Origin of the sequence: Nocardia aobensis NBRC 100429 (assembly GCF_000308375.1) — a bacterium.
GTDB lineage: Bacteria > Actinomycetota > Actinomycetes > Mycobacteriales > Mycobacteriaceae > Nocardia > Nocardia aobensis.
The window spans coordinates 26,782-49,610 of sequence record NZ_BAFQ01000172.1 but is presented as its reverse complement, the minus strand read 5'-3'; the positions used below and the strand labels follow the sequence as shown (position 1 = coordinate 49,610).

The window sequence follows — 22,829 nt, the reverse complement described above, 5'->3', positions numbered from 1 at the left end:
GTGATCTCGGACGGCCGGTCGCAATTCGCATCGACCGGAAGGAGATCGCCGTGGCCACCGACCGGATTCTGGTCATCGTCACCAATGCCGGGGAATACGAGAAGGTCGGCTATCGCACCGGGCTGTGGCTCGGCGAGCTGACCCACTTCTACGACTATGTCACCGAACACGGCTATAGCGTCGACATCGCCAGTCCCGCAGGCGGATTCGTGCCCATCGATCCGGAGAGCCTGGCCCGTGACGTCCTCGCCGATCTCGGCACCGACCGCCGCTACCGCGACCGGGAATTCATGGACCTGCTCGACCGCACGCGCAGTATCGGCGAGATCGAGGTCGAGGATTACGACGCGATCTACTTCACCGGCGGGCACGGGGTGATGTTCGACTTCGGTGGCGACGATCTGGGCGCGCTCACCGCGGCCTTCCACGACAGCGGCCGCGTGGTGTCGGCGGTGTGCCACGGTCCGGTCGGATTGCTGAACGTCCCGCTGGAGAGCGGGGCGGCGCTGATCGCCGGGCGGCGGGTGACCGGGTTCTCGTGGACGGAGGAGGAAGCCGCTCAGCGCGCCGACGCGGTACCGTTCAGTCTTCAGGACGAACTCGTGAAATTGGGCGCCGACTACAGCATGGCCGACGAGCCGTTCGGACCTTACGTCGTCACCGACGGGCGGCTGATCACCGGTCAGAACCCCGCCAGTGCGCGCGGCGTGGCCGAAGCGGTGGTCGCGACCCTGAAAGGAGAGCAGCGGTGAGCGATTCCGGCAGCGATATCGACGTCGAGGTGCCCGCCAGCGGAACCGGGTGTGCGGAGTGTGTCGCCGCCGGCGGTTGGTGGGTGCATCTGCGTCGGTGCGCGCGCTGCGGGCATGTGGGATGCTGTGACACCTCCCCCGCCCAGCACGCCACCGCCCATTTCCGCAGTACCGGCCACCCGATCATCCAGAGCTTCGAACCGGGCGAGGACTGGTTCTACGACTACCGCGACGGCGCGGTCGGTGAGGGGCCGGAACTGGCGCCACCGACCAGTCACCCGGAGACGCAGCCGGTGCCGGGGCCCGCGGGTCACGTCCCCGCGGACTGGCAGGACCACATTCACTGACGGCGCCACGCCGGGTTACCGACCGCTCCGCCGGCCCGGCGTTCAGTGTTCGTCGTAGCGGATGCGGTGCGCCGCGGCGATCGGGTTGATCTTGCGCGGGTCGAGTGCGCCGTCGGTGAGTACGGTGGGGCCTGCTTCGAACAGGTCTTCCAGATAGCATTCCCATCCGCCCGGCGACGATATCTGGAGCACTGTGGGCGGCGGGTCCGAGACCGCGCGCAGGGCGTGCGGAATCCCTTGTGGCAGTAGGACGAACGTGCCCGCCGGTGCGACGAACGACCGGTCGTCGAAGTCGACTCCGAGCTCACCGCTGAGCACGTAGACGCTTTCGTCGGCCACCTCGTGCGTGTGTCGCGGGATGTCTCGGGCCAAGGTCACCTCCAGCAGTGAGAACCGGCCCTCGGTGTCGGCTGTGGCGGCCTTGACCGCGAAGGCGGGTGGCATCGGAACCCGCCCCGGGCGCACCTCACCCGGAGCCACGTGGAGAAATCTGTTGTGCGACATCGTGCTACCCTTCCCGCGGGACAAAACGGAATCGGAATCCGCTTCCGTCTCGATGGTAGACGGAAAGGACGGACAGGTGTCAACACCCGCGACGCCACGAAGAACTCGCGCCGACGCGGCCCGCAACCGCGACCGCCTCCTGGACGCGGCTCGAGAGTTGTTCGCCGAGAAGGGCTCTCAGGTGCAGTTGCCCGACGTGGCACGCGCCGCGGGTGTCGGGGTCGGCACGGTCTATCGCCACTTCCCCACCCTCGCCGAGCTCGTCGACGCGGCGGCCGAGCAACGCTTCACGGAGATCGAGAACTACGCTCGCGCAGAGTGTCTCGCTCACGCCGGCGAGGGGCTGCGACGCTATCTGACGCATGTGGGCGAGCTGCTCAGCGCCGATCAGGGCCTGTCCGCGGCCGTCGAAGCCGCCCGCCGGTCGCCCGGCAGCGAGCCGCGCGGATCGTCTCGCGCCCGGCTGGAAACCGTTGTCTGCGAGATCATCACGCGCGATCGAGAGGCCGGTGCGCTGCGGCAGGATTGCACGGCCGCGGACGCCTACATGCTCGTCGGTGCGATCTCGGCGACGATCCGCACCGGCAGCGGCGACTGGCGGCGCCTGCTGGAACTGATGCTCGACGGTCTGCGGCCGCGCGACTCGTCGTAGCGGCGGCGCGACACCGATGCGAGTCCGCCTTTTCCGGCCTTACGCCCGGATTGACACCTGTAAGGTACGGCGTGCCGGGTGTGTGGGGGCGCCCGGTATTCGCCGGCGGGTGAGCTGTGGCAAGGAGGCGCGAACGTCGTGGACGAGGACGTCGACCTGACCGACCTGGACCGGTTCACCAGCGGATTTCCCCATCCGATATTCGATCGGCTGCGACGCGAGGCGCCGGTCTGGTTTCATCCGCCCACCGCGCACAGCCCCGGCGGCGACGGTTTCTGGGTGCTCAGCCGCTACGGCGACATCGTCGCCGCGGCCACCGACACCACGGTCTTCTCCTCCGAATCCGGCGGCGGACGCGACGGCGGCGGCACGACGCTCGAGGATATGCCGCTGGGCGTGCCGGTCGGGGCGCTGCTGAACATGATGGACGACCCCCGCCACGCGAAGATCCGTCGCCTGCTCGCACCCAGCACCACCCCGCGAGCGCTGCGGCGGATCGAGGACGACCTGCGCCGGCGGGCGGCGGCCATCGTGGATGCGGCCGTGGCGAAGGGTGAGTGCGACTTTCTCACCGACGTGGCCGCGGAACTGCCGCTGCAGGCCGTCGCCGAGCTGGCCGGTGTGCCGCAAGCCGATCGCCACGAACTGATGAACTGGGCCGACGTCACCCTGGACTACGACGGCCGCGAAGTCGGCGAGGTCGACGACCGTCTCGCCCGGGCACAGGCCCGCATGTTCGCCTACGCCGCGGACCTGCTGCAGCGCAAACGCGGCGCACCGGGTGCGGATCTGCTGTCGGTGATCACACACGCCCTCGTCGACGGCCAGCCGCTGACCGACGCCGAACAACACCTGTTCTTGAGCCTGATCGTCGCCGCGGGCAGCGAGACCACACGCAACTCCATCGCCCTCGGCACGGCCGCGCTCAGCGAATCGCCGCAGTTGTGGAAACAGTTGCAGCAGGACAGAACTCGCCTCCCGGGCGCGGTCGAGGAGATGTTGCGCTGGGCATCCTCCACCCCCTACAACCGGCGCACGGCCACCGCGGACGTGTGGATCGGCGGTCACCGCATCGCCGCCGGTGACAAGGTCACGCTGTGGTGGGCCTCGGCCAACCGCGACGACAGTGTGTTCCCCGACCCGCACCGGTTCGATATCACCCGAAACCCCAACCCGCACCTGGCTTTCGGGCGGGGCGTGCATTTCTGCCTGGGCGCCTCGCTCGCGCGGATGGAGATGCGGGTCATGTTCGACGCGCTGCTCGACCGGGTCGAAACCCTCACTCCGCGCGGGCCCGTCGAGTACGTCCGCAGCAACAAACACAGCGGTATCCGGCATATGCCGGTCACGATCGGCGCCCGATGAGCGCCGAGTGGCCCGTGGATGACCCGCCCGGTGAAAGGAGCCGGCCTGTGGCCAGCGAACCGACCGTGGAGAACGTCAGCCGGCTGCAAAGCTCGAGTCGCGACGTCACCCAGTTGCCCGCGCTGCTCGCCGACTGGCTGGCCACGGTCATGCCGGACGGGCAGCGGCCCGAGATCTCCGTCGTCGGCGGGATCGACGCCAACGGTATGTCCTCGGAGACGATCGTGCTCGGCGCCCGATGGGACGACGACGGCGCGCCCGTGCACCGGAAATGGGTGATGCGGGTGGCGCCCACCGGCTCCGACGTTCCCGTCTTTCCCGTCTACCGTCTCGACCATCAAGCCGCTGTGATCGAGGCCGCCGGTCGGGCCGGTATTCCGGTTCCGCGGGTGCGGTTTCTGGAGAACACGGCGACGGTGCTGGGTGCTCCCTTCTTCATCATGGACTACGTCGAGGGGATCGTCCCGCCCGATGTGATGCCGTATACGTTCGGCGGCAACTGGTTCTTCGACGCGGCACCCGAACAGCAGCGCCTGCTGCAGGACGCCACCATCGAGGTGCTCGCCACCCTGCACTCGATCCCCGACGCGGGCACCGCATTCGACTTCCTCGTCGCCGACCGCGCCGGCGACACCGCCCTGCGCAAGAACCTCACCTGGCTGCGGGCGTGGTACGAGTTCGCGGTGGCCGATATCGGTCGGTCACCGCTGGTCGAGCGCGCCTTCGACTGGCTCGACACCCACTGGCCCGAACAGATCGCGGCCGGTGAGACCGTGCTGCTGTGGGGCGACGCGCGCATCGGCAACGTGCTCTACCGCGACTTCCGTCCCGCCGCCGTCCTCGATTGGGAGATGACGACGGTCGGGCCACGCGAACTCGATGTGGCGTGGTGTGTGTTCGCGCACCTGGTGTTTCAGGAGTTGAGCGGGCTCGCCGGACTGCCGGGATTGCCGGACGTCTTGCGCGAGAACGACGTTCGTGACACGTATCGGCGCCTCACCGGTGTCGAACTCGGCGATCTGCGCTGGTTCTACGTCTATTCGGCGGTGGTGTGGGCGTGTGTGTTCATGCGCACCGGCTCACGCCGGGTGCATTTCGGGGAGATGGATCGGCCCGAGGATGTCGAGTCGCTGTTCTACCACGCGGCCCTGCTGCGCACGCTGATCGGGGAAACGACGCAGTGAACCGCTACTGCCCGCCTGCGAGATGGTCGAGGATGATCTCGTTCACCGCCTCCGGTTTCTCCAGGTGCAGGAAATGCCCGGCGTCGTCGATGCGGACGACGCGGCTGCCCGCGGGCAGGTGCCGGTCGAGATCCTGGAAGAAGCCGGGCCGTAGGCAGCCGTCGGTGGCGCCGTAGAGCTGCAGAATCGGATGGATCGGTGGCGACATCAGCAGCCGGTCCGGGTCGCGGGGCCGCGTCGACCGCGGGCGGACCAGTTGCCGGTAGTAGCCGATGATCGCGGAGCGGTGCTGCGGCGGAGCGGCCGCGGCGAGGTGGGCGAGGTCGTCGGTGGCGTCGTATCCGGGAGACCACCGGCGCCACAGGAACGCGGTCATCGGGGTGAAGAAGCGTTCGGGAACGACCGGAAACTGGTTGGCGAGGATGTACCAGCTGTTCACCGACTGCGCCAGTGTCCGCGCCACGTGGCGGGCGAGATCGTCACGGGTGATCCTGACACTCGCCAACGGTGGAACCGCCGCCGCGACGAAGGCCCGGAACGGCGATTCCGGCAGGGCGGCAAGGGCATTCGCGGTGAAGGCGCCCCAGTCGTGGCCGATGACGACGGCCCGCTCGGCGCCCAGGCGCTCGGCGATGCCGAGTGCGTCGGCCACCCGCGAACCGGTCGACACGTCACCGTCGGCCGGCACCGTCGACGGCGCATATCCGCGGCTGAACGGCGCCACGGCGTAGTACCCGTGGCCGGCCAGCGCGGGCCCGAGATGGCGCCACGTCCAGGCGGTGTCGGGGTAGCCGTGCAGGCACAGCGCGAGCGTCGCCGCGGGATCGCCCCAGGTCAAGGCGTGCAAGCTGACCTGTCCCAGATCGAATTCGGTGCGATCCGGCGCGGGAGTGAATGTGGATGCCATCGTGCCTCGTCGGTAGTTCCGCACCCGCTGGGTCCGGCGTCGGCTTTTGCTGTTGACAGGCGTATATCCTAGTGTCTGATTCATGGTGGAGGCCGCGATACAACCCCGCCCGCCCCGGCGCTCGCTGGCCGGCCGCTCCGCCGAGACCGTGGACCGCCTGCTCGACGCCGGTCTCGAGGTGTTGCGGGAGCAGGGCTACGACCAGCTGTCCATGCGGGAGGTGTGCCGGCGCGCCGGGCTCACGCACGCGACCGCCTACGGCTATTTCTCGGCGAAACAGCATCTGGTGGCCGAAGCGTACTGGCGCCGGATCCGCACCTGGTGTGCTCGACCGGTCACCGGCAAGACGCCGTCGCAGCGGCTGGCGAGCGTATTCACCGAGATAGGCGAGCTGATGTCCGAAGAGCCGGAACTGAGCCTGGCCGCCTCCGCCGCGATCCTCAGCCACGACCCCGATGTGTCGGCTCTGCGCACCCGCATCGGCGCAGCGATGAGCGACCGCGTCCGCACCGCCCTGGGCGACACCTGCACCGACGACCTTCTCGACGCGCTGAACATCGCGGTCAGCGGGGCTATGGTCCAGGCCGGGACGGGCTACTACAGCTACCGGGAGATGGCGGTCCGGCTGACCTCGGTGGCCCGCCTGCTGCTGGCGGCCGGCGACCACTGAGCCGATCCACGCGGTGGGGTCGAGCCGTACGGGGGCGAGGCGGCACCGACAGCATTCACCGGAGACGATCATCCGCGGCGCCGGTCGTGGAAGTACCACATTTTCGCCCGGAGGGTCCGAGTTGCCGGTCTAGACTGCTGCGGATCAGCCGATGAGATTCCCGAGATCCTCGCACCGGGATTCTCGCACCGGATACGAGCGACGGCCGGGCAACCGGCCGGGTGCGAGGGTGAGTCGATGAATGGCGGCAAGACACTGCGGGCCTGGTGGAACGATCCGGTCGACTACTGCTGGCTGGTACGCAGCCTGACGGCCCGATCCGCGCTGGGTCCGCTGAAAGTGCTGGTCGGTGTCGCCGGGGCGATGATCGCGGCGATGGGAGCGGTGATCACGGGATCACCGGTGGGACCGCCCGGCCATCCCGGCATCGCGTCCACGGTCGGGGTGTCGTGCGGGGCGCTGTGGGCACTGCGCTGGTGGTTGCTGCGCTGGCCCGGCAGAACCGAATCGCTGCTGCTGATCGGCGGCGCCGACGTGCTGTTCATCCTCGAATTCCTGCAGGTGCCGGATCGGGTGTTCGCGGCGATGGGCACGGTATTGCTCGTGGTCACCGGCAGCTACCTCGGCTTCTTCCACAACGCGCGGGTGTTGGCGGCTCATTCGGCGTGGTCGCTGCTGGCGGTGATCGTGATGTCGGTGCGCATCGCCACCGGCGGCGGACAACTGCGCCTCGCGGTCGCGGTCGGATTGCTGCTGTTCGTGTCGGTGGTCAGCGCGGTACCCGCTCTGCAGATCCTCTACTGGCTGCTGCGCACCGAATCGATGTCGGATCCGCTGACCGAACTGCTGAACCGTCGCGGCCTCGAGATCCGGCTCCCGCTGCTGGTCGACCAGCACCCCGCGGTCAGCGTCATGACCTTCGACCTCGACAAATTCAAAAACGTCAACGACACCTGGGGACACCGCGTCGGCGACACCGTGCTGGTGCGGACCGCCCGGCGCCTGCACGAGGCCGCCGGACGAACCGCGGTGGTGGCCCGTACGGGCGGCGAGGAATTCGTGGTCGCCACGCCGATCGCCGCCGCCGACGCCGCCCACGCCGAGGGCGAACGCCTGCGCCGCACCGTCGCCGAACCGTCGGGCACCACGGTCGAGGTGACCGCCAGCGTCGGTGTCGCGGTCTACGACGCGACGACCTGTCCGCGATGCCCGCGACCGACCCCGGACCGGCTGCTGCAATCCGCCGACGCCGCGATGTACCGCGCGAAGCAGGCCGGGGGAAATCTGGTCGTGGTCGAGGACCTCACCCCGCCGCCGGATCACCACCGGGCCACCGGATAACCCGTGGATGTGCGCTATTCGCCCGCAGGTACGGAGTCGACATCGGCCCGCAGGGGCGGAAGGGGGCGCCAGGACACCGGCACCTGGCGCATGAGCAAGGCGCAGTCGAGCACCGCGGTGCCGGGCGGGAACCGGTCCCGGTCGTCGAAGACCGTGGACCGGACCGATTGGACCTCGACCGGCTCGACGTGCCACGAGTTCGTCTGGAGTTCGAGCCCATCGAGGCGTCGACCGCCACGCGTGGCCGAGAATCCGGCCGAGCCACGCCGAAAGAAGTCCGATGCCTGCGCCAGATCGGCGAACAGTTCGCTTCCCCGGAACCGCTCAGCGGTCCGGACATCCACGCTCACGGAGACCGTCTGGTCCTGACTGGTGAAGGCCACATGCAGGTCCTGCGCTGTTTCCCGCACGTCGAACCGCGCCGAACTGTGCTCACCCGGAAACAGTCGGCCACCGGCGAGGACATTGATCACCGAGCCGCTGTCGCGGCGCGGGATGTACACACCGGTCGAGCGTCCCCGCGGACCATCCCACTCGACCGCGATGCGATGTGCCGCGTTCTCGCTGCGCAGCCCGACCCAGCCGGGTAGCCGACTGGGTCGGAACTGCCCGAGGCGGATCAGGCAGATGCCGGCAACCGCCCAACCGCCCACCAATTGAGGTCGCATCGGCGGCGGCACCAAGCTCGCAGCCGCTTCAGGGGCGACGCGGTAGTTCACCAGAAGGCGTCGCTCGACGACGCTGGACATCCGCGGAGGTCTCATCAGGTTCCCTCGTTCTCGGTGGTTCGCGGTCTGCGCTGTCTGACGATGACCTGCTCCGGGCAGATCGCGCTCAGGAACCTGCCGACACACAGTGCCAGTCGTTCCTCGACAAGGGAGTAGAAGATTCGATTGCCGGCTCGTCGTTCTCGGACGAGCCCGGCTGCCTTGAGTACGCCCAGATGCCGGGAGATCGACGGACCGCTGATCGGAAACTTGGCGGCGATATCCCCTGCGGTCAACTCGCCGGGGCGCAGATCCTCCAGGATCTGCCGGCGCGTGGGGTCGGCCAGCGCGCGGAACACTCCGGTTTCCTCTTCGGGCCTGTACTCGGTCATGCTCACACGTTAGCACTTTAGCTAAATAGCGAATAAAGAAAGCTATTTCAGCCGGGTCACCTCATGCCACAGACATCGGTTTTCGCCGATCGGTGATCAGCCGGTGTGGATCGACAAAGCGATGAGCATCGCCGTGCGTTTGGCCGGATCGTCCGGATCGAGGAAGTCCAGTTCACGCATCCGCCGCATCCGGTGACGCACGGTGTTGGGATGGACGTCGAGAGTGCGAGCCGCGGTGTTCGGATCGCCGTGGGCTTCCAGCCAGGCCCTCAACGTGGGCAGATAGTGGGTGCCGGCTCGCTCGTCGATCTCCGCGAGCTGGGCGACGGGATCTCGGGACGGCAGCCGGCCGGTGGAGGCCATCGACCGCAGGCGCTGAATCAGGACCCGATCCCAGGCGGTGTCATAACAGGGCGGAGCCGGGGAGGTGGCCGCCGGCAGCGCCATGCACTCGTCGGCCTCCTGACGGCTCGCGGGCAACTCCCGTGCGTCGGCGGAGCCGCCGATGCCGGCCACCACGCTCATATGCGCGGGCAGGCTCGCGGCGATATCGGCGATCCACCGATACGCCGGCGCTGGATCGTCACCGGCGGGCAGCACGGTGTAGACGGTATTGCCGAACAGCGTGCTGCGGCCCAGGCGCGACCAGCCGAAACCGGTGGTGGCGCGTTCGAACGCGAGCAGGATGCCGGCGTTGCGTTCCTGCTCGGCATGCGCCTGTAAGGCGATGACGCGAAGATCGCGGGCCGGGATGCCGAGTTTGCCGATCGCGGCCTCCGCGTCGGGGCTGCCCTCGATCAACTCGATGACCAGTTCGGACTCCACCTGCCGTTCCAGATCGGCACTGACCCGGGATCGCAGCAGATGCAGCGCGACAGTGTGCGCGCCCTCCTGCAGGATGCGGGCCCGATCCGCCGACAGCGGCTCGCGACCGGACACCCACACCGAACCCAGCAGTTCCCGGCCCGCGCGCACCGCCGCCACCGTGCGCCCGTGCAGTCCGTGCTCGGGGGCCGGCGGGATGTAGCGAGGCGCATCGGAGCGGGCCAGATGCGCGAAAATGCCCTGCTCCTCGAAGAATCGGCGCACCCGATCGGGCATGCGCCGCCCCAGAATGGTGTCCGAGCGGACCGGGTCGGTGTCGTGGTGCGCGGTGGAGTAGGCCATCACGCGCGAGAGCTGATCCTCGATGGTCACCGGCCCGTCGAGGGAGGCGGAGATGGTGTCGGCGAGGGCGAACAGATCGCTGGGACCGCGCCCGGATTCGGTTTCGCGGCCCTCGAGGACCAGCCCGTAGACGACCGAGGCGATCTGGCTCCAGGACACGCTCGGATCGACGGTCATCAGCGCCGGCCCGCGATCGCCGAGCAACTGCCGGATCCGGGCATCCGGTGTCTCGGAGGTGCGGGCCACGATCACCCGGGCCCGGGCGTCCACCCCCAGGGTGAGGGCTTCGGCGAGGTCGGCCGCACCGACCGCGAGGAACACATCGCCGGTAGCCGCGTGCGGGCGGATCGGGTCGTGAACCGCGACGCTGTGGATCTCGACGGCACGGTCCACGACGGTGCCGTGGAGGCGGGCGCCGTAGCGGCTCACGATATTGATCAACCGGTCCAATTTGACCATCGGTGCAGCTCACGACTCCTTCCGGAACTTCGGGCGATCGTCACGCTGTTCGCACTCGACAACAGCGCCCGTCGAGATTGTTTGGTACCGACAATGTAGCGGGTATGCCGGCGGGTCACTCTGGAGGTGGACCCTCGGTGCGGCGGATGTGGTGTCGTCCGGGGGCCGGGTGTTGTCGGCAGTGGACGAAGAGAATGAGATGACGGGAACCGAAAGCGTCTGGTTGACGCAGGACGCGTACGAGCGGCTGCGGCGGGAATTGCTGGAGTTGCGGGCGGCGCAACACGGCCCCGGCGACGAGGACGGGCAGTCCGCGGCCGGGCGGCGGTTGCGGAGGCTGGAGTTGGAGGAGTTGCTGGATCGTGCCGTGGTCGGGCAGGCGCCCGCCGACGACGGCATCGCCGAACCCGGGATGGTGCTGACCGTCCGGTTCGACGACGAGCAGACCGAAACGTTCCTGCTGGGCCGGCGCGACGGCGCCGACACCGAGGAACTCGAGGTCTACTCGCCCGAGTCACCGCTGGGCAGCGCGCTCACCGGCGCCCGGCCCGGACAGGTGTGCTCGTACCGGATTCCCAGCGGGGCGTCGGTGAACGTGACATTGCTCGAGGCGGTCCCCTACGGCATGCACCTGCGACGGCGTTGATCGCGGTCGGCCGCGGCGGACTCGGCCGGAAAGTGAGGTCGTGAGATGGATTGGCCACATCTGCTCAGGTTCGTCGGTGTCACCGTCGCCTTCTCGGCGCTGGTGCTGCTGATCCTGGTACCGCGGAAGGTGACACGCCGATTGTGCTCGCACTGCGGGCATTCCAATATCGTGCACGACCCGGTATCGGGCCGCTGCCGCAGCGCCGTGGACGCCGGAGTCCTGGTGTCGCGCGATCGCGGCGCCGGGCTGCCGACCCAGCCCTGCCGATGCCAGGACTATCGCGGCGAACTGTGACCGGCTTCAGGAGTGCGTGCCCGGTTGCCGGCGCCCGGCGAGGAAGTAGGCGATCGGCACCGCGCCCGCCGAGTTGAGCAGCGTCACCGCGGTCGCCCACCGCAGTTTCGACCCGCGGATCTCGGCGGCCGGCCGGCGCGCGATATCGATGAGCGCCGCCAGTTTCAGGATCCCTTCCACCACGGTCGCGGCCACGATCAGCCGTCGCGTCCGCTCGTTCAGTTCGCTCCACCGTTTCCTCGCCACGAGCACCCCTTCCGGCTCCGCCACGTTTCGATCACCTCATAGTGCACTGCGGGCAACCGCCGATCCAGGGTCGAAGGGCCCCGCGTTTCGCGGGGGCCGGGTAGGGTCGGTTCGGCGGCCCGGGCCGCGTCACCGGTTCGGCTCCCCGTAGCTCGTTCACTGAAAAACGAACCGCGGCAAGCGGTTTCGTCCGACACGGATCATCAGGTCAGCGGCGGTGCGGCGAAAGGTGAATCGATGTGCCGATTGTTCGGGCTCAGCGCGGCACCCCAGCGGGTGCACGCCACGTTCTGGTTGCTGGAGGCCCCCGACAGCCTGGCCCGCCAGAGTCGCCGCGAACCCGACGGCACCGGGCTGGGCACCTTCGAAGCCGACGGCGAACCGCTGGTGCGCAAACAGCCCATCGCCGCCTACGAGGACGAGCAGTTCGTGCGCGAGGCCATGGAATGCGAGTCGGCGACCTTCCTCGCCCACGTGCGCTACGCCTCCACCGGGGCGACGGTCGCGGCCAACACCCACCCGTTCGAACAACACGGGCGGCTGTTCGCCCACAACGGCGTCGTCGGCGGCCTGCCGGAACTGGAACGCGCCCTGGGTGACTACCGCGATCTGGTCGCCGGGCAAACCGATTCCGAGCGGGTCTTCGCCCTCGTCACCCGATGCATCGATGAACACGACGGCGATGTCGTCGCCGGGATCGGCGCGGCGGTCGGGTGGATCGCGGACAACCTGCCGGTGTTCGCGCTGAACTTCGTGCTCACCACCGCGCAGGATCTGTGGGCGCTGCGCTACCCCGACACCCACGACCTGTTCGTCCTCGAACGCGCCGCGGGCGGACCCGGCGGCGGCAAACATCTCGACCACGCCGGCACCGGGCCCCTCCGCGCCCATTCCTCCGCGCTCGCCGGCCATCCGGCCGTGGTCATCGCCACCGAACGCATGGACGCCGACCCCGGCTGGCGTGATCTGCCGGTGGGCCGGTTGCTGCACGTCGGGCCCGATCTGGTGACCACCCGCCACACCGTCGTCGACCACGCGCCCCGGCACCGGCTCACCCTCGCCGATCTCGGCGAGCACGCCGCGGCCTCACAGCGAGCCACCACCTGAGACAAACGTCTGTAACAGGTTCTATTTCCCGTGTTACTGTCACTTCCATGAGACGGGGAGCCGACGCGGCCACACGCAGTGGTGGGGTCCGCTGATGGTGGATGCGCGCACACCGGTCGTCGTGGGCGTCGGCCAGTCGATCGACCGCATCGACACGTCCGAGTACCGGCAGATGTCGTCGGTCGAACTCGCCGCCGCGGCCGCCCGCGCCGCCCTCGAGGACACCGGCATCCGCTACGCCGAGGCCGCCGCGAGCGTCCAACTCATCGCCGGGGTACGCCAATTCGAGATCTCGGCACCGGTGCGCGCCCCGCTGGGACGCTCCGACAACTACCCGCGCTCGGTGGCGCGACGACTGGGCATCGACCCGGCCCGCGCCGTGCTCGAGGTGGTCGGCGGGCAGGGCCCGCAACATCTGCTCACCGAGTTCGCCGCCGACATCGCCGCCGGGCGACTGGAATCGGTGCTGATCACCGGGTCGGACGCGATCTCGACCGAGCGCTACTACGCCGGCCGAGACGACAAACCCGACTTCACCGAAACCGCCCCCGGACAGCTCGAGGACCGCGGCTTCGGATACGAATCGTTCGTCGACGACAACCTCATCGCCCACGCCGTCATGGGCGCACCCACCCAATACGGCCTGCTCGAGAACGCCCGCCGCGCGCGCGTGGGCGCGACACCGCAGCAGTATCGCCTGCAGATGGGAAAACTGCTGGCCCCGTTCACCTCCGTGGCCGCGAAGAACCCGCTCGCCGCCGCGCCGGTCGAGCGCAGCGCCGAGGAACTGGCGGCCGTCACCGATGCGAACCGGATGATCTGCGACCCGTATCCGCGCCTCATGGTGGCCCGCGATCTGGTCAACCTCGGCGCCGCGGCCGTGGTGATGTCGCTGGGCAAAGCCCGCGAGCTCGGCATCCCCGACGACAAACTGGTGTATCTGCGCGGCCAAGCCGACCTCGAGGAACAGACCCTGCTCGCGCGCCCCGACCTCGGCGCCGCACCCACCGCGTGGACGGCGGCGCGAGAAGCGTTGCGGGTAGCCGGAATCGGCCTCGACGACCTCACCACCATCGATCTCTACAGCTGCTTCCCCGTCGCGGTGTTCAACTTCTGCGACGGCACCGGACTGGCCACCGACGACCCGCGCGGGCTCACCGTGACCGGCGGGTTGCCGTTCTTCGGCGGCCCCGGCAACAACTACTCCATGCACGCCATCGCCGAAACGGTGGCCCGGATGCGCGAGCAGCCCGGCGCTTTCGGCCTGGTGGGCGCCAACGGCGGCATCATGAGCAAATATTCGGTCGGGGTGTATTCGACCACGCCGGCGCCCTGGGTCCCCGACCGCAGCGCACAGTTGCAGCGCGCTGTGGCGGCGGCCCCGCGGGTGCCCAGCCGCGCGCGCGCCGACGGACCGGCGCGGATCGAAACCTACACCGTGCGCCACGCATTCGAGCCGCGCACCGGACTGGTCGTCGGGCGCCTGCACGCCGACGACAGCCGGTTCCTGGCATTGATGGCACCGGAAAGCCTTGCCGCGGTGGACGATCCGATCGGCCGCGACATCCTCGTCACGTCGAGCGAGAAGGGCAACACCGCGGTCATGGTGCCGTGACCGGCCGCGGACGCGGGAACGGAGAGATTGATGGGGTTCGTTCAGCCGGAACTACCGGTCGTCGACCAGCAGCAGTGGCAGAGCAGCGACCGCAGTGAGCGCATCCGGCTCATGGCGCGGCACTGGGCCGAGGTCGGCTTCGGCACACCGGTGGTGCTGCACCTGTTCTATGTGGTCAAGATCTGCCTCTACATCCTCGGTGGCTGGCTGTTCGCGCTGAGCACCAGCGGCATCGACGGATTCACCGACGTCGGCAGCTGGTGGTCGGAACCGATCGTGTTCGAAAAGGTCGTGCTCTACACGATGCTGTTCGAAGTGATCGGGCTCGGCTGCGGATTCGGCCCGCTCAACAACCGCTACTTCCCGCCGATGGGATCCATCCTGTACTGGCTGCGGCCCGGCACGATCCGGCTCCCACCGTGGCCGCGCGTCGTCCCGCTCACCCGCGGCACCACGCGCACCCCGGCCGACGCCGCGCTCTACGCGCTGCTGCTGGTGGTGCTGCTGTGGGCGCTGCTGTCCGACGGCACCGGCCCGATCCCCGCACTCGACACGAATGTCGGACTCCTGCCGGCCTGGCACGTCGGCCTCGTCGTGGCCGTGCTGGCGGTGCTGGGACTGCGCGACAAGGTGATCTTCCTGGCCGCGCGCGGCGAGGTGTACGGCTCGCTGGCGGTGGCGTTCCTGTTCGGCGGCGCCGACGCGATCCTCGCCGCCAAACTCGTCTTCGTCGTCATCTGGATGGGTGCGGCGACCTCGAAACTGAACCGGCACTTCCCGTTCGTGGTCTCGACCATGATGTCCAACAGCCCGATCGTGCGCCCGCGATGGCTGAAGCGCCGCTTCTTCGCCGACTTCCCCGACGACCTGCGCCCGGGACGGTTGTCGCGGTGGGTCGCCCACAGCGGCACCGCGGTGGAGATGTGCGCACCGATCGTGCTGTTCTTCTCCCACGGCGGCTGGCCCACCACGATCGCCGCGGTGATCCTGCTGTGCTTCCACCTGGCGATCCTCACCGCCATCCCGATGGGTGTGCCGCTCGAGTGGAATGTGTTCATGATCTTCGGGCTCGGGGTGCTGTTCGTCGCGCACGCCGACATCGGCTTCGCCGACGCGGCGCACCCCTGGCTGCCGGTGCTGCTGTTCGCGGTGCTCGTCGCGGTCGTGATCACCGGCAACCTGCTGCCCTCGCGGATCTCGTTCCTGCCCGGTATGCGCTACTACGCCGGCAACTGGGACACCACGGTGTGGTGCCTCAAACCCTCGGCGGCACAGAAGATCGACCGCAACATCGTCGCGATCGCGAGCATGCCGCAGGCTCAGATGGAGCGCTACTACGGCAAGGACCGAGCCCAGATCCCGCTGTATCTCGGCTACGCCTTCCGCGCCATGAACACCCACGGCCGCGCCCTGTTCACCCTCGTGCACCGCGCCATGCCCGCCGGTCGCGAAGACGAATACACCATCACCGACGGCGAACGCATCTGCAGCACCGCCATCGGCTGGAACTTCGGCGACGGGCATATGCACAACGAACAACTCATCGCCGCCCTGCAAGAGCGCTGCCGCTTCGAACCCGGCGAAGTCCGGATCGTCCTGCTCGACGCCCAGCCCATCCACACCCAGGTGCAGGCCTACCGCCTCGTCGACGCCGCCACCGGCGAATTCGAAAGGGGCACGGTGCGAGTCGCCGACATGGTCGAAAGCCAGCCGTGGGCCGACAACCTGCCCGTCCACGTCACCAGCACCGCCGGCCCGACCGTGCCCGCCTGACATCGGCGCGACCGCGGGCGCGGTCACCGGGCGTGGGTATGGTGAGTCATGTCTTTCCAGCCGACTCGTTGGACTCCCCCGCCCGCACCCGCCCGGGCCCGCGCCCCGCACAGCGAGCCGCCCATGCCCGAGCTGCGGCTGCTCGAACTCCCCGGCACCGGCCCCGAGGACGTGGTACTCGCACCCGACGGGCGGATCCTCACCGGCATCGCCGACGGCGCCGTTCTCGCCGTCGACCCGGCCACCGGCGCGGTCGAGCAGATCGCCCATACCGGCGGCCGCCCCCTGGGCCTGCACGCCGAGGCCGACGGATCGCTGCTGATCTGCGACGCCGACCGCGGACTGCTGCGCCTGGACCGCCCGCACGGCACTCTGGAAACTCTCTGCGACCGGGTCGACGGCGTGCCGCTGAATTTCGCCAGCAATGTCGTCGCCGACACCGACGGCACCGTGTACTTCTCCGAATCCACCCGCCGCTACCCGCTCGACGACTATATGGGCGACATCCTCGAACACTCCGGCACCGGCCGGCTGTTGCGCCGCACCCCCGACGGCGGCGTCGACACCCTCGTCGACGGGCTGCAATTCGCCAACGGCATCGTCCTGGCCCCCGACCGCTGCTGCGTGCTGGTCGCCGAAACGGGCGGCTACCGCATCGCCCGCCACCACCTCACCGGACCCCGCGCCGGTGACACCGACTACCTCGTGGAGAACCTGCCCGGCTGCCCCGACAACCTCGGGCTCGGCAGCGACGGCCACATCTGGGCCGCGCTCGTCACACCGCGAAACCCCATCCTGGACAGGCTGCTTCCGCTACCCGGCGTGCTGCGCCGCCTCGTGCGCGCCATTCCGCAAACGCTGCAGCCGAAACCCGCCCGCACCGTCTGGGTACAGGCCTACGACTTCGACGGCAACCTCGTCCACGACCTGCAACGCGACGCAGACCGGTACGCGATGGTCACCGGCGTCGCCGAATCCGGCGGCACCCTGTACCTGGGCAGCCTCAGCGAACCGGCCATCGCGGTCGTGCGCCTGCCCTCCTGAGACGGCCTGAGTCGAATCATTGTGCTGCAACAAGTTTCACTGGCGTCGCAGTGTTCCGGTGATAGCGCCGATCGGACCGGTCATCGAATAGGCGAGCGTGCGATCCGGGTTCAGCGTGAGGGTGGAGGACTGGCCGTCGTCCATACAGGTCGGCCCCGACACCAAGCGGGCGCGCAGCGTGATCACGGACTCGCTCGCCGAGGTGAGGGTTTCGGCGCGCCGGCAAGTGACACCACTGGTCCGGCCGGTATTGCTCGCACTACCCAACTCCGTCCCTACCGCGCCCGCGCGCAGGGTGACGACGATGTCGTAGGTGGCCAGCCCGTCGGTCGCGGTGCCCTTCCACGTGCCCGCGTAATCGGCGGGCAGCGCCGACAACTCACTCGCCGCGGCCGTCGTCTCGGCCGTCGCCTCCGGCGTCGACGTCTCCTCGAAAGCGCCGGTCTCCACCGCGGTGTCGGTACCGGCTGCCGATCCCGGACCGTCCGAGGACGCACTGCGGAAGGCGAGCGTGGCACTGATCACCGCCGCGGCCACCAACAGCACCACCACGCATCCGATCACGACCACCCGGCGCCGCGACGAATCCCGCTGTGCGAGAGGGCTTTCGCTGTGCCCGGTGCCCGGGGGGACGCCGGGCGGAGCCCAGGGCGAGGGCGACGGCGCACCGGGTGTGTTCGGATGCCCAGCGGCGCCGGTCCGGCCCGCCGGCCCGATCAGCGTCGAGGGAAGTTCGGGCGTTCCGGGCCGCGGTGACGGAATGTGCGGCGCCGGATCGGAATCCAGATCCAGCAGCATCACCGCCTGCCGGCTGATCGCCTCCAGGATCGGTCCCGGCAACCACCCCGACCGGGCCTCACCCAAAGCCGCACACTGTCTTTCGATATCGGCGGGCGTCGGGCGATTGCCGGGCTGTTTGTCCAGACACGCCCCCGCGATCGGACGCAACGCCGCCGGCAGGCCGTCGAGCCGAGCCGGTTCCTGCATCACCCGCCACAGCATCGGAATCGAATCACCCGAACCGAACGGCCCGCTGCCGCTGGCGGCATACACCAGCACCCCGCCGAGCGCGAACACATCGACCGCCGGCCCCACCGGCGCATCGCCCGAAATATGTTCCGGCGCCATATATCCCGGCGAACCGATCACCTTGCCGGTCGTGGTGAGCGAGTCGTCGTCGACGGCGCGGGCGATGCCGAAATCGATCAGTCGCGGCCCGTCGAGGGTCAACAGCACGTTGGACGGTTTCAGGTCGCGGTGCACCACCCCGGCCGCGTGCACATCGGCCAGCGCCCGCGCCAAACCCGCCGCCAGCGTCACCAGCGCCGATTCCGGCAGCGGCCCGAACGAGTCCACCGCCTCACGCAACGACAACCCCGCCACGTACCCGGTCGCCAGCCACGGCCGCTGCGCCTCCACATCGGCATCCAGAACCGGAACCGCGTGCGCACCCGTCACCCGTCGCGCGGCGGCCACCTCCCGCCGGAATCGGGTGCGGAACTCGGGATCATCGGACAGATCCGGGCGTACCACCTTCACCGCGACGGTGCGGCCACCGGCGTTGCGGCCCAGATAGACCCGGCCCATCCCACCGGCGCCGAGCACCCCGAGCAGACGATACGGGCCGATGGTCGCCGGATCACCGGACTCCAATGGGAGCATCTGGGCTCGTCGTTCCTTCCCGGCCGTGCCTGCCGCATGCGGGCTCGCTCGATCACACACGAGCGCGGCATCCGCCGCAAGCCGGAGCTCGGGTGGCTCAGGTCGGCTGCGGAACCGGTTCCTCGTCGGCCGCGTCGGGAACCTCGGTACCGGCCAGCGAAACGCCCGCGGTCTCCCGCAGGAAGAACCACGCCACCAAACCCACAAGGCACGCCCCGACCATGTAATAGGCGGGGAACAGATGCCAGCCGGTGGCATCGATGACCGACTCGTTGATCAGCGGCGCGGTACCACCGAACGCGGCGGTGGAGATGTTGTAGCCCAACGCGAATCCCGCGTAGCGCACCTGCGTCGGGAAGATCGCCGGGAACGTCGCCGAAATCGTCGACAGCTGCGGAACATACAGCAGGCCGAGCACCACGAAACCGACGATCGCCCACGCCGCACCCTGACCCATCAGCCAGTACATGGGGATCGCCAGCACCGCCAGCCCCACCAGCGACACCAGCCACATCGGCCGCCGCCCCACCCGGTCGGAGACCGCACCCGAGAGCGGCAGCACCAGCGCCATCACGATCTGACCGATCAGCACCATCGCCGTGGTCTCGGAATCGCCCATGCCCAACGTGTTGTGCAGATAGGTCGGCTGATATGCCAGCAGCGTGTAGTTGACGACGTTGAGCGCGACCACCAGCCCGGCGATGGTCAGCAGTTCGCGGCGGTAGTCGCGCAACAGAATCCGCAACCCGCCCTGGGCCTTCTGATGCTCGGCGACCTCGGTGAACACCGGCGATTCGTCGAGCTTGCTGCGCAGATACCAGCCGATCAGACCCAGCGGCACCGCCAGCAGGAACGGGATCCGCCAGCCCCACGATTCCATCGCGTCGTCGGAGAGCAGAACCTGCAGGATCAGTACCACCGTGGAGCCACCGACGAATCCGCACAGGGTGCCGAACTCGAGGAAGCTGCCGAGGAATCCACGGCGGCGCTCATCGGTCGATTCCGCGATATAGGTGGCCGCGCCACCGTATTCACCGCCGGTCGAGAAACCCTGCACCACGCGCAACAGGATCAGCAGGATCGGCGCGGCGATACCCACCGCCGAATGGGTGGGCAGGATGCCGATGCAGCCCGTGGCCGCGGCCATCAACAGGATCGTGGTGGCCAGCACGACTTTGCGGCCCACCCGGTCGCCGAGCGGACCCCACACCATGCCGCCGATCGGGCGCAGCACGAAGGAGATGGCGAAACCGAGCAGTGTGCCCAGGGTGCCCAGCGAGCCGGGGAAGAACGCGTCGGTCAGATAGGAGGCCGTGGCCGCGTAGACGCCGTAGTCGTACCACTCGGTGGCGTTACCCATGGCCGCGGCGGCCACCGAACGTCGTTGCTGGGCGTGCGGCAGGCTGGTGCTCACGCGCGCTCCTCCTCACCTGTTTTCGGTTGCTGCGCGCCCGGCCGTGAAACTGCGACGGGGGACACGAAACACACGGGTACCCGGTGGGCGGTCCGGCAAACCGGGCGCCGGCGGCGCGGCCGGCTCGAGCGGTGGGATCCACCTGCGATGATATCGGGGTGGGTGACTCCGCTCACAGCGCCACGCGGCCGGTGAACGCGAGTCACCGGCCGGTGCAGCGCCGGATTTGCCGGATATGGTGTCTGATTTGCCGTTTTGTGCTGCGGGGCAGCGCATCCGGTCCGCGCGACTCCGGTGGCGGCCCACGTACATTGACCCGGATATCGCTGGACTCCGGGATGCCCGGACAGATGCTCCCGAGGGGGACCACGTGACCGCCACCGCCACCGGACGACCGCGTTCGGCTTTGACGGAATGGTTGCTGCAGGGCGCCGACGAGGACCGCTACTCCCACCATCCCGGCCCGATGGTGAAGCAGACCGAAGAACAGCACCAACGGTCGTGGTGGCAGGTGATGTGCCTGACCGGCGTCGACTACTTCTCCACCCTCGGCTATCAGCCCGGTATCGCCGCCCTGGCCGCCGGTGTGCTGTCCCCGCTGGCGACGCTGGTCCTGGTCGCGCTGACATTGCTGGGCGCGCCGCCGGTGTATCGGCGGGTGGCCCGCGAATCCCCGCACGGCGGCGGGTCGCTGGCCATGTTCGCCGACATCCTGCCCCGCTGGACCGGCAAACTGTTCATCCTCGTCCTGCTCGGATTCGCCGCTACCGACTTCGTGATCACGATGACGCTGTCGGCGGCCGACGGCGCCGCCCACATCGTCGAGAACCCGTTCGTGCCGCACGCGCTGCGCGGGCACGGCCTCGCGATCACCCTCACCCTCCTCGCTCTGTTGGCGGCGATCTTCCTCGAGGGATTCGCCGAGGCGATCCGGATCGCGATCGGGCTGGTCGGGGTCTATCTGGCCTTGAACCTGGTCGTCGCGGTCGTGGGCGTGTGGAAGGTCGCCACCGCCTCGCACCTGATCGTGGACTGGGGCCACGCCATGACCGCCCAGCACGGCAGCGTCTTCGCGATGGTGGGCATCTCGTTGCTGGTGTTCCCCAAACTCGCGCTCGGACTGTCGGGTTTCGAAACCGGAGTGGCGGTGATGCCGCAGATCAAGGGCGGCCCCGACGACACCGAGGAGCACCCGGAACGCCGCATCGTCGGCGCGCGCAAACTGCTGACCACCGCCGCGCTGATCATGAGCGCGTTCCTCATCGTCACCAGCTTCATTACCGTGGTGCTGATCCCGGAGCGCGAATTCGAATCCGGTGGATCCGCCAACGGCCGCGCACTCGCCTATCTGGCCCACCAGTACCTGGGCAACGGCTTCGGCACCGTCTACGACATCTCCACCATCGCCATCCTGTGGTTCGCCGGCGCCTCGGCCATGGCCGGACTGCTGAACCTCGTGCCGCGCTATCTGCCCCGCTACGGCATGGCCCCGGAATGGGCGCGCGCCACCCGGCCGCTGGTGCTGGTGTTCGCGGTGATCGCCTTCGGCATCACCTGGTACTTCGACGCCGACGTCGATGCCCAGGGCGGCGCCTATGCCACCGGCGTGCTGGTGCTGATCACCTCCGCCGCCGTCGCCGTCACCCTGTCAGCGGCGCGAAAACATCAGCGCGGCAAGGCTTTCGGATTCGGCGCCGTGGCGGCCGTGTTCGTCTACACCACCATCGCCAATATCGTGGAACGCCCCGAGGGCGTGCAGCTGGCCTCGCTGTTCATCATCGCCATCATCGTGGTGTCGTTCGTCTCACGGGCGCGGCGCGCCTTCGAACTCCGGGCCATCGAGGTCGACTTCGACGACAAGGCCGCCTGGCTGATCGACAAGATCGCCGCCTCGGGCACCATCCGCATCGTCACCCACGACCTCGACGACGTCGACGCCCGCCGGCCCGACGACTACCGGCAGAAGGAAACCGAACAGCGGATCGAGAGCCACATCCCGGCCAAGGCGCCGATCCTGTTCCTCGAGGTGATCGTCAAGGACGCCTCGGAATTCTCCACCGACCTGCACGTCGGCGCGGTCGAAATCGACTGCTACAAGATCCTTTCCGTCGAAGCCGCCGCGGTGCCCAACTCGATCGCCGCGATCCTGCTCGCGATACGCGACCGCACCGGCATGAACCCGCACGTGTATTTCGAATGGACCGAAGGCAATCCGCTGCTCAACCTGCTGAAATTCCTGTTCGTCGGTGAGGGCGAGGTGGCGCCGGTGACCCGGGAGATCCTGCGGCGCGCCGTCGCCGATCCGAATCAGCGCCCGCACGTTCACGTCGACAGCTGACCGCCCGGCCGCACGGGGTAGTTCACGGCCGGCGGTGCCCCGGCATATCGCGAGCGAAAACGCCCGTCGCCCCCGCGAGACCGTGTGCGCGGTTGTGTTGGGACAATAGGGCGGGCCGACGGTGCGACTGCCGGGGGCTGCGGCGGCCCGGACGCGCGTGAACCGGACAGCTGGTGTTTGCGCAACGGTAACCCCAATGTGAGACAACCGGACGTCCGATAGCCGGAACGGGAGAGGCAG

22 protein-coding genes are annotated in these 22,829 nt (G+C 68.9%); 14 read left to right on the top strand and 8 right to left on the bottom strand.

What is annotated here, in order from left to right; all coding sequences use genetic code 11:
• Positions 1 to 50 precede the first annotated feature (50 nt).
• On the top strand, positions 51 to 752 hold the full coding sequence (locus RJ03_RS38145; RefSeq protein ID WP_218000995.1) for a type 1 glutamine amidotransferase domain-containing protein: 702 nt from the start codon (positions 51 to 53) through the stop codon (positions 750 to 752).
• Positions 749 to 1,099, top strand: a complete 351-nt coding sequence (locus tag RJ03_RS22815) for a UBP-type zinc finger domain-containing protein (RefSeq protein ID WP_036505631.1) — start codon at positions 749 to 751, stop codon at positions 1,097 to 1,099. The genes RJ03_RS38145 and RJ03_RS22815 overlap by 4 nt, the downstream gene beginning before the upstream one ends.
• 42 nt (positions 1,100 to 1,141) lie before the next feature.
• On the opposite strand, the gene RJ03_RS22810 is transcribed toward RJ03_RS22815, so the two are convergent.
• Positions 1,142 to 1,603, bottom strand: coding sequence for a cupin domain-containing protein (locus tag RJ03_RS22810; protein WP_036505630.1), 462 nt, complete (start codon positions 1,601 to 1,603; stop codon positions 1,142 to 1,144).
• A gap of 76 nt (positions 1,604 to 1,679) precedes the next feature.
• On the opposite strand from RJ03_RS22810, the gene RJ03_RS22805 reads away from it, so the two are divergent.
• The 3 genes from RJ03_RS22805 (at position 1,680) to RJ03_RS22795 (ending at position 4,804) form a co-directional block, all read left to right on the top strand.
• Positions 1,680 to 2,255, top strand: coding sequence for a TetR/AcrR family transcriptional regulator (locus RJ03_RS22805; protein ID WP_036505647.1), 576 nt, complete (start codon positions 1,680 to 1,682; stop codon positions 2,253 to 2,255).
• 138 nt (positions 2,256 to 2,393) lie between these two features.
• Entirely contained in the window at positions 2,394 to 3,620 is a 1,227-nt protein-coding gene (locus RJ03_RS22800; protein WP_036505629.1) for a cytochrome P450, read from the top strand.
• Between the two features lie 47 nt (positions 3,621 to 3,667).
• Positions 3,668 to 4,804 (top strand): phosphotransferase family protein, encoded by a 1,137-nt coding sequence (locus RJ03_RS22795; RefSeq protein ID WP_036505628.1) that lies wholly within the window; start codon positions 3,668 to 3,670, stop codon positions 4,802 to 4,804.
• A 4-nt stretch (positions 4,805 to 4,808) separates the two neighbouring features.
• On the opposite strand, the gene RJ03_RS22790 is transcribed toward RJ03_RS22795, so the two are convergent.
• Positions 4,809 to 5,711, bottom strand: a complete 903-nt coding sequence (locus tag RJ03_RS22790) for an alpha/beta fold hydrolase (RefSeq protein WP_051025103.1) — start codon at positions 5,709 to 5,711, stop codon at positions 4,809 to 4,811.
• Between the two features lie 82 nt (positions 5,712 to 5,793).
• Between RJ03_RS22790 and RJ03_RS22785 the strand changes: the two genes are divergently transcribed.
• Together RJ03_RS22785 and RJ03_RS22780 are read left to right on the top strand one after the other, a co-directional pair.
• Positions 5,794 to 6,381, top strand: a complete 588-nt coding sequence (locus RJ03_RS22785; protein ID WP_036505627.1) for a TetR/AcrR family transcriptional regulator — start codon at positions 5,794 to 5,796, stop codon at positions 6,379 to 6,381.
• A 237-nt stretch (positions 6,382 to 6,618) separates the two neighbouring features.
• A complete protein-coding gene (locus tag RJ03_RS22780; protein ID WP_036505626.1) occupies positions 6,619 to 7,722 on the top strand; it encodes a GGDEF domain-containing protein in 1,104 nt (367 codons plus the stop codon).
• Positions 7,723 to 7,736: 14 nt separating this feature from the next.
• Here RJ03_RS22780 and RJ03_RS22775 read toward each other — a convergent pair whose 3' ends face one another.
• The 3 genes from RJ03_RS22775 to RJ03_RS22765 all read right to left on the bottom strand — a co-directional run bounded on the left by RJ03_RS22775 (position 7,737) and on the right by RJ03_RS22765 (position 10,447).
• Positions 7,737 to 8,471: a DUF2071 domain-containing protein gene (locus RJ03_RS22775; RefSeq protein WP_245552360.1), complete on the bottom strand. Its 735-nt coding sequence runs from the start codon at positions 8,469 to 8,471 to the stop codon at positions 7,737 to 7,739.
• Between the two features lie 14 nt (positions 8,472 to 8,485).
• A complete protein-coding gene (locus RJ03_RS22770; RefSeq protein ID WP_036505625.1) occupies positions 8,486 to 8,821 on the bottom strand; it encodes a metalloregulator ArsR/SmtB family transcription factor in 336 nt (111 codons plus the stop codon).
• A gap of 96 nt (positions 8,822 to 8,917) precedes the next feature.
• Positions 8,918 to 10,447 carry a PucR family transcriptional regulator gene (locus tag RJ03_RS22765; RefSeq protein ID WP_036505624.1) on the bottom strand — a complete coding sequence of 510 codons (1,530 nt, stop codon included), beginning with the start codon at positions 10,445 to 10,447 and terminating at the stop codon, positions 8,918 to 8,920.
• A 199-nt stretch (positions 10,448 to 10,646) separates the two neighbouring features.
• On the opposite strand from RJ03_RS22765, the gene RJ03_RS22760 reads away from it, so the two are divergent.
• Together RJ03_RS22760 and RJ03_RS22755 are read left to right on the top strand one after the other, a co-directional pair.
• Positions 10,647 to 11,093 carry a GreA/GreB family elongation factor gene (locus RJ03_RS22760; RefSeq protein WP_036505644.1) on the top strand — a complete coding sequence of 149 codons (447 nt, stop codon included), beginning with the start codon at positions 10,647 to 10,649 and terminating at the stop codon, positions 11,091 to 11,093.
• A 45-nt stretch (positions 11,094 to 11,138) separates the two neighbouring features.
• Entirely contained in the window at positions 11,139 to 11,390 is a 252-nt protein-coding gene (locus tag RJ03_RS22755) for a hypothetical protein (RefSeq protein WP_036505623.1), read from the top strand.
• 6 nt (positions 11,391 to 11,396) lie between these two features.
• Here RJ03_RS22755 and RJ03_RS22750 read toward each other — a convergent pair whose 3' ends face one another.
• Positions 11,397 to 11,636: a DUF5652 family protein gene (locus tag RJ03_RS22750; protein ID WP_036505643.1), complete on the bottom strand. Its 240-nt coding sequence runs from the start codon at positions 11,634 to 11,636 to the stop codon at positions 11,397 to 11,399.
• Between the two features lie 237 nt (positions 11,637 to 11,873).
• On the opposite strand from RJ03_RS22750, the gene RJ03_RS22745 reads away from it, so the two are divergent.
• The 4 genes from RJ03_RS22745 (at position 11,874) to RJ03_RS22730 (ending at position 17,175) form a co-directional block, all read left to right on the top strand.
• Positions 11,874 to 12,743: a class II glutamine amidotransferase gene (locus tag RJ03_RS22745; protein ID WP_036505622.1), complete on the top strand. Its 870-nt coding sequence runs from the start codon at positions 11,874 to 11,876 to the stop codon at positions 12,741 to 12,743.
• Positions 12,744 to 12,834: 91 nt separating this feature from the next.
• Entirely contained in the window at positions 12,835 to 14,358 is a 1,524-nt protein-coding gene (locus RJ03_RS22740) for an acetyl-CoA acetyltransferase (protein WP_036505621.1), read from the top strand.
• Between the two features lie 30 nt (positions 14,359 to 14,388).
• Positions 14,389 to 16,131, top strand: coding sequence for a DUF3556 domain-containing protein (locus RJ03_RS22735; RefSeq protein WP_036505620.1), 1,743 nt, complete (start codon positions 14,389 to 14,391; stop codon positions 16,129 to 16,131).
• Between the two features lie 123 nt (positions 16,132 to 16,254).
• The gene (locus RJ03_RS22730) at positions 16,255 to 17,175 is read left to right on the top strand and encodes an SMP-30/gluconolactonase/LRE family protein (protein ID WP_036505619.1); all 921 of its coding nucleotides are present in this window, start codon (positions 16,255 to 16,257) and stop codon (positions 17,173 to 17,175) included.
• 36 nt (positions 17,176 to 17,211) lie between these two features.
• On the opposite strand, the gene RJ03_RS22725 is transcribed toward RJ03_RS22730, so the two are convergent.
• Both RJ03_RS22725 and RJ03_RS22720 read right to left on the bottom strand, forming a co-directional pair.
• The gene (locus tag RJ03_RS22725) at positions 17,212 to 18,837 is read right to left on the bottom strand and encodes a serine/threonine-protein kinase (protein ID WP_036505618.1); all 1,626 of its coding nucleotides are present in this window, start codon (positions 18,835 to 18,837) and stop codon (positions 17,212 to 17,214) included.
• A gap of 97 nt (positions 18,838 to 18,934) precedes the next feature.
• On the bottom strand, positions 18,935 to 20,197 hold the full coding sequence (locus RJ03_RS22720; protein WP_036505642.1) for an MFS transporter: 1,263 nt from the start codon (positions 20,195 to 20,197) through the stop codon (positions 18,935 to 18,937).
• Between the two features lie 520 nt (positions 20,198 to 20,717).
• On the opposite strand from RJ03_RS22720, the gene RJ03_RS22715 reads away from it, so the two are divergent.
• The gene (locus RJ03_RS22715) at positions 20,718 to 22,589 is read left to right on the top strand and encodes an APC family permease (RefSeq protein WP_245552362.1); all 1,872 of its coding nucleotides are present in this window, start codon (positions 20,718 to 20,720) and stop codon (positions 22,587 to 22,589) included.
• Positions 22,590 to 22,829 lie beyond the last annotated feature (240 nt).